The organism is Nostoc sp. CALU 546 (genome assembly GCF_048836525.1).
The window spans coordinates 1-5,818 of sequence record NZ_JAWJTF010000190.1 but is presented as its reverse complement, the minus strand read 5'-3'; the positions used below and the strand labels follow the sequence as shown (position 1 = coordinate 5,818).

4 protein-coding genes and 1 pseudogene are annotated in these 5,818 nt (G+C 40.4%); 3 read left to right on the top strand and 2 right to left on the bottom strand.

Translation table 11 applies throughout. The features are described 5' to 3' along the window. From RRG12_RS41180 to RRG12_RS41170, 3 genes and pseudogenes are all read left to right on the top strand, one after another. Positions 1-220, top strand: a pseudogene (locus RRG12_RS41180) (AarF/ABC1/UbiB kinase family protein); the annotation flags it as partial. A 17-nt stretch (positions 221-237) separates the two neighbouring features. Then, complete coding sequence (locus RRG12_RS41175; protein WP_069069374.1) at positions 238-975, top strand: Stp1/IreP family PP2C-type Ser/Thr phosphatase; 738 nt, start codon at positions 238-240, stop codon at positions 973-975. A gap of 626 nt (positions 976-1,601) precedes the next feature. Next, the gene (locus RRG12_RS41170; protein ID WP_041565841.1) at positions 1,602-1,799 is read left to right on the top strand and encodes an NblA/ycf18 family protein; all 198 of its coding nucleotides are present in this window, start codon (positions 1,602-1,604) and stop codon (positions 1,797-1,799) included. A 560-nt stretch (positions 1,800-2,359) separates the two neighbouring features. On the opposite strand, the gene RRG12_RS41165 is transcribed toward RRG12_RS41170, so the two are convergent. Further along, on the bottom strand, positions 2,360-3,913 hold the full coding sequence (locus RRG12_RS41165; RefSeq protein WP_420758906.1) for a serine/threonine-protein kinase: 1,554 nt from the start codon (positions 3,911-3,913) through the stop codon (positions 2,360-2,362). A 755-nt stretch (positions 3,914-4,668) separates the two neighbouring features. Further along, a complete protein-coding gene (locus RRG12_RS41160; protein WP_420758907.1) occupies positions 4,669-5,682 on the bottom strand; it encodes a glycosyltransferase family 2 protein in 1,014 nt (337 codons plus the stop codon). Positions 5,683-5,818 lie beyond the last annotated feature (136 nt).

The following is a 5,818-nucleotide window of genomic DNA, read 5'->3' as shown; positions in this document are numbered from 1 at the left end:
CTATCTATAGAAACCGAACGCCTGCTACGACGACAGAGCATTATTCAACTCTCAATAAGTTATGCTTTTGTTAATCAGTGGTTTCACACTTTCAGCTACGATTTTAGTGGTTAGCAATTATGTATGGTGGGCACTAGTGCCTGGTTTAATTGTAGCGGCGCTCTCAGTGATCCTGATCCGACTACTTTTACGCCTAGACCGTTACGATCGTATGTATTAATTGTTGCAAAAAAAATTATGAAACTCAATTTCACGGGTTTTAGCGATCCGGGACTTATTCGTTCTACTAATCAGGATGCTTACTATATCGACCCAGAAGGTCGGTTTTTCGTCGTCGCCGATGGAATGGGTGGTCATGCCGGAGGTGAGGAAGCAAGTCGCATTGCTACTGGAGAAATTCAGGCGTATTTGGTAGCAAATTGGGAATCTTCTAAATCTTCTCAAGAATTGCTAGAGCAAGCTTTGTGGGGAGCCAATGAAGCGATTTTGCGGGATCAGCAAAACCATCCCGAACGCGCCGACATGGGGACAACGGTTGTAGCAGTGATTTTTCGCGCTCCAGAGTCGCCTTGGTGCGCTCATGTTGGCGATTCGCGGCTGTATCGCTTGCGGGAGTCGCACTTAGAACAGGTAACAGAAGACCACACTTGGGTAGCACGAGCAATCAAAATCGGTGACATCACCTTAGATGAAGCACGATTACATCCTTTTCGTCATGTATTATCCCGCTGTTTGGGACGTGAAGACTTACATCAGATTGATGTACAACCACTAGATGTCAAAGCTGGCGATCGCTTGCTGTTATGTAGTGATGGTCTTACAGAAGAACTTGTTGAGCAAAAGATTGCTAGCTGTTTGCAAGATAGTCCTTGGCTTGATAAAGCTGCCATCTCTCTAATTGAGGCTGCCAAAGACCACGGAGGGCACGATAACATTACAGTTGTCATCGTCTCACTCGAAGAAAATAGTCATTAGTTATTGCTCTTTTTCCAAGGACAAAGGACAAATCCGGTAAATATACTCAGTAATTTGTTCAGTGTGAGCATTTTTCTTTTTTACAATTTGATACAAATATTTTTAGCCTCTAAAATGACCTAAAGAGGCTAGATTTGCATAAATTGGTTAATTGACATCTTGCACGCAATAAGGTAGAGCGACTATAATTCACGCTTATTACCATTAATTCCCCAACCTCCTTAAAATCTCCGCCCTCCGAAGCTTCCTCCATACTGGAGGAGAAAGCATCTTAGGTTTTTTTAACAGAAAAACTAAGACGTTTAAGCATAGCACCTGATCTTCTCCTCAAAGGAGAATTGTGCGAAGCAGGAAGGAATCAGGGAGGTAGTTATACTTATCCGAGGCTAAATAGAGCCTATTTTCCGGAATATGGTTCAAAGAACTTGGGTGGTATATCAGTAGGATTAGGTGCAAGATATCAGAGCAGAAAAAGTCCACATTTCGGATGTGGGCAATCTGTCAAACAATTGTTATCTTTCGTAATACGGAGGAACAAATGTTGGACAGATATGAGTCCAAATCTTATCCCATTTGGACTTCTGTGAGCGATATCACCTTTACGCGTTGTTTTTTCGGAGTTAACTATGAATCAACCCATGAAACTATCTTTGGAACAGCAATTCAGCATCTGCTCATTTGCTACTCAGGTACAAAATATGAGCCACGACCAAGCTAAAGACTTTTTAGTTAAGCTCTATGAACAAATGGTTGTGCGCGAGGCAACTTATCAAGAGCTTCTTAAGCACCAGTGGGGCTTAGATTCCGGTTCCACTATGGCATAGAGTCGTTCTGATGTCGCAGTGGGCGACCTCCTTCTCTTGCTTGGTTCCAAGGAGGAAAAGAGCTGGGGATGTCGGGGCGTCAACTTCGATAAGTAATTCCACAAGAGCTATGCAAAAGTTCAATCCACGAAATTAACTAAGAATGAGTAACATTTTCTACGGCATATCTGTTGGAGTCTAGACTTAATTTCAGCTTTGTAGACTAAAATTTCTGTTTACTTTAGCCAAACTTCTTCTTGTTTCGTCTAGTCGGAGAATCACACCTGCGTAAATTGACAATTTCCTGGAATGTATACAGAGGAATATTCAGAGAGAATTTAGACAGCACTAATTGAGCAGCTAGTGATTTCACTCTTTATACATATAACTAGAAGTTACATCTTTATATATATTTTGTTTATAAAAGTTTACATTATTTGAGTGACGACCCCTTAGTTACATCTAAAACAGGTAACATTAAGAAATTATTCCTAGTAGTCTCTCAAGGCAAGTTTGCTTTATTTAAAATTCTCCGCGTCTCTGTGTCAGTCCTAAGCCGTCAAATTTGGATTGACAGACTACTAGCTGGAAAGATCGTATGGAGAATCTGTATCAATACTTTCTAGTTTTGTTAAAATTTGAGGCTTAATCTTTTCATACTCGCTTTTGAGTAAGCTTTTACTGATTTGTGGGTCAGCAGAGGACATTAAGGTGTTGCTCATTGCGACCCACTCTTGTAATCGCTGGCGTTGGGCAGAAGCGACGCTGGAAAGTAAGATATGGGTACAGCGATTTGGTGTTTCTCGTGCAAAGAATAACAAGCGGTAGTAACCTGTGTGCTGGAGTAATCTGGCAATTTCTTGACCAAGACTGCTTTTGAGATCAAGGTAATAAGGCAACCATTTAGCACCATGCTTGCGGTTATAGATGACAGTAATCCATAGCAACATAGGATGAGGAATAGAGATGAAAAGAAATTGGTTATAGCGGGTACAGAGTAAGCGCTTTTGAATTTCTGCTTGTGGTAGCATCACCCATAGGGCTGGTAGAATCTCCCCATTGGTTTGAATGGTCTGGGGAAAGACAATATCGGCAATTGGTTTATTTTGGGGCCAGGAAATGGCACGAGCGATTTCATCGTTTGACCAGGATACCCGCAAATCGGCTTTAGTCTTTTGTTCAAGCTCAGGGCTAGCTGTACTAGAAGGAACTAGAGCATGGCTGTCTTGCTGAATTTTGCGTGTATGCTCAGGCTTTTCTAGAGATGCTAAAACTCTGAGAATTTCAGTGATGCTTTGGGGGCGATCGCGTGCTAGTTTAGCTAGACAACTCATCACCAAATTTTCAATTTCTTTTGGTAGTTCTAATCCAGGCACAACCTCAGCAAAAGAACGTGGTTTTTGATAGTGATGTGTTTTATACCATGCTCCAAAAGAGTGAGTTGGTGCTACCAGTGGCATTTTGCCTGTGAGCATCTCAAACATCATGACGCCCAAACTATAAATATCAGCACGGTTGTCTAATTCCTTACCCTCCATCTGTTCGGGAGAAGAATAAGCCAATGTCCCTAAATAGAATTTTGTATGGTCACCATCTGACTGTAATAATTTAGCAATACCAAAATCTAGAACCTTGACCAATTCTCCAAAACTGGGATCTTGAATCACCAGCATATTACTTGGCTTGACATCACGATGGATAATTGGGCAAATAGTACCATCAACTGGGATGCCATCATGGGCGCACTGTAATCCTAGGCTGAGTTGACGCGCCATACTCAGGAATCTTGGTAAAGGCAGTCGTTGCTTGCGAATAATATTGTTCAGGCTTTGTCCTTGTAGATATTCCATGACGTAGAACGGGGTGTTATTGTCATCTACGCCATAATCCATAACTCGGACAATATGGATGCTTTTTTGCCCTAGTAAAGCACAGGTTTTTGCTTCTCGCTCAAAGCGGTCTTGCAATCGCATCTTTTCATTTTGGATTGAGAGAGCCAGAAACTTAACCGCAACAGGTACACCTCCCAACAAAGTATCTTTAGCACGATAAACCCGACCCATTGCTCCAGTACCGATTAACTCCTGGAGTTGGTAGCGTTTGCTGAGTAAGCGACCAATGTTGGGGTCTGACATAGAAAATTTGAATCCAAAAGCAGGTTGTAAGTGTTTGGGAGGAAAAAGTTATTGCGTCTAGAAATGACTTTCTACGCTCGTACCGCAAGCTAGAAGTCGGAAGTCAAAAGGCAAAAAGCTTATAGGATAGGCTTTTGTGCGATTTTCAATCGTTGCTCTATTTGGGCGGTGCTGTACTAGCTTTTTCAGTCGTCTTTTAGAGGATTGAAACCATAATCTAGCAGTTTGTAACCAAGACGGTTATTACAACTGGTGCAATATGCTAAATCAAACAAGCAGAAAAGGTAGATTTATAATGATGCTTTGTACCATTTTGCACTTTAATTGTGGTGTAGTTTTAGTTTGCCCAATTTTGACTAAATAGATAACTCTGGGGTATGCCAAAAACTTTAATTAGGAAGTACCACACTCACCACAGAGTTCTGAAAATTGAGTAATGAGTGCAGAGTGCAGTCTCTTCTATACGAGAGGCTGCACTACACGCTAGAGCGTCTCCCCTTCGGTGCGAGACGAGCTTTCTATATTCGGAGAAGACCGCACTGGCCTGACTACACAGACAAAACTCACCTCCGCAGGTCATCAAACCCTTGAATTGGTATGCTTTCCACGGAGGCAGACTTTGCTTATGTAGTAGCTAATCATAGTCGCCCAATACTCTTAAAAAATCCTCTTATTGCCTGACCATATTTTTGACCTTTAGGCTCATTATAAAACTATGTAATGATGCCTTTTTATTAATAAAACTGTCATAGCTACTAATTGGTAGTTTTTCGTTTTTTTTGTATATTAGGATAAATGTCAAAACTTGATTTATTACCCATTACATAGTATTGAAATCGACGCTCGATAATTTTGTTCAATCGGGAAATAAAATCATAAATAAAGCCTGGATTGTTCCTAATTTCTGTCAATGCTGTGATCAATTTCCCTTGTTTTATTGGCTCTACAACTTGAAGGTAAGCTACATTTTTCTTATAGACTGCAAGATTATAAGACAGAGCGTGCATTAAAGCTGGATTCTTTTTCACAATCTCTTGTTGCATGAAAGAATTAGTAGCTTTGCAGTATTGATTTAGACGTGGTAATTGGCTTTGATATACAAGAGAGCCAGGGCGCGAACGGTAGAAATAATAAGGTTTTGGTTCAATAAAAAAGCGAGCTCCTTTGATTAAGCATTTCATATCCAGCCAAAAGTCTTGACCCATTCTGATGTCTTCATCATATTCGATGCCGTGCTTAACCAAAAATTCTCGTTTGAATAGAGGCTTGCTTAAACCAAGATGCAACCCTGGTTGTCCATAGACATCAGTTTCTACAAAATAAACGATATCAATTTGGAGAACTTTATCTATACTTTCTCCACTTTCTTCAATTAATGTGCTCCAAGGGGATGTTTCACCATCCTTGATTAAGTAAACATCATCAGCAATCATGTCTGCATTTATTTCATTTGCCCGCGACACAAGCTTTTCTAATCTTTCTGGAGCATACCAATCATCTGAATCAAGGACAGCAATCCATTCTCCTTGGGCTGCTCTAAGGGCACGATTTCGTGCAGCAGCAGCCCCAAGATTTTGTTGATTAACTATTACTTTGAGACGTTGGTCTTTAAAACTTTTAGCGACTTCGACAGTTTTATCACTTGAAGCATCATCGACTATAATAACTTCAATATCAGTAAGTGTTTGCTCTAAAGCTGATTCTATTGACTTCGCAATATAAGCTTCAGTATTGTAAGCAGGGATAATGACAGAGACTTTAGGATTCATAAAACTGGACTCTAGACTACAAGATTCGGTAAAAATACTAAAAGTCTGACGATAATTTGATAATTTATTTTTTAGTATACAACTCAGTAGTTAAGTGAGAATAAATGATGATTCCTTAAGCTCGTTGGGAGTGTGG

Coding starts and splice junctions, on each gene's coding strand:
- RRG12_RS41175 (WP_069069374.1), top strand. CDS start 238: ATGAAACTCAATTTCACGGGTTTTAGCGATCCGGGACTTATTCGTTCT.
- RRG12_RS41170 (WP_041565841.1), top strand. CDS start 1,602: ATGAATCAACCCATGAAACTATCTTTGGAACAGCAATTCAGCATCTGC.
- RRG12_RS41165 (WP_420758906.1), bottom strand. CDS start 3,913: ATGTCAGACCCCAACATTGGTCGCTTACTCAGCAAACGCTACCAACTC.
- RRG12_RS41160 (WP_420758907.1), bottom strand. CDS start 5,682: ATGAATCCTAAAGTCTCTGTCATTATCCCTGCTTACAATACTGAAGCT.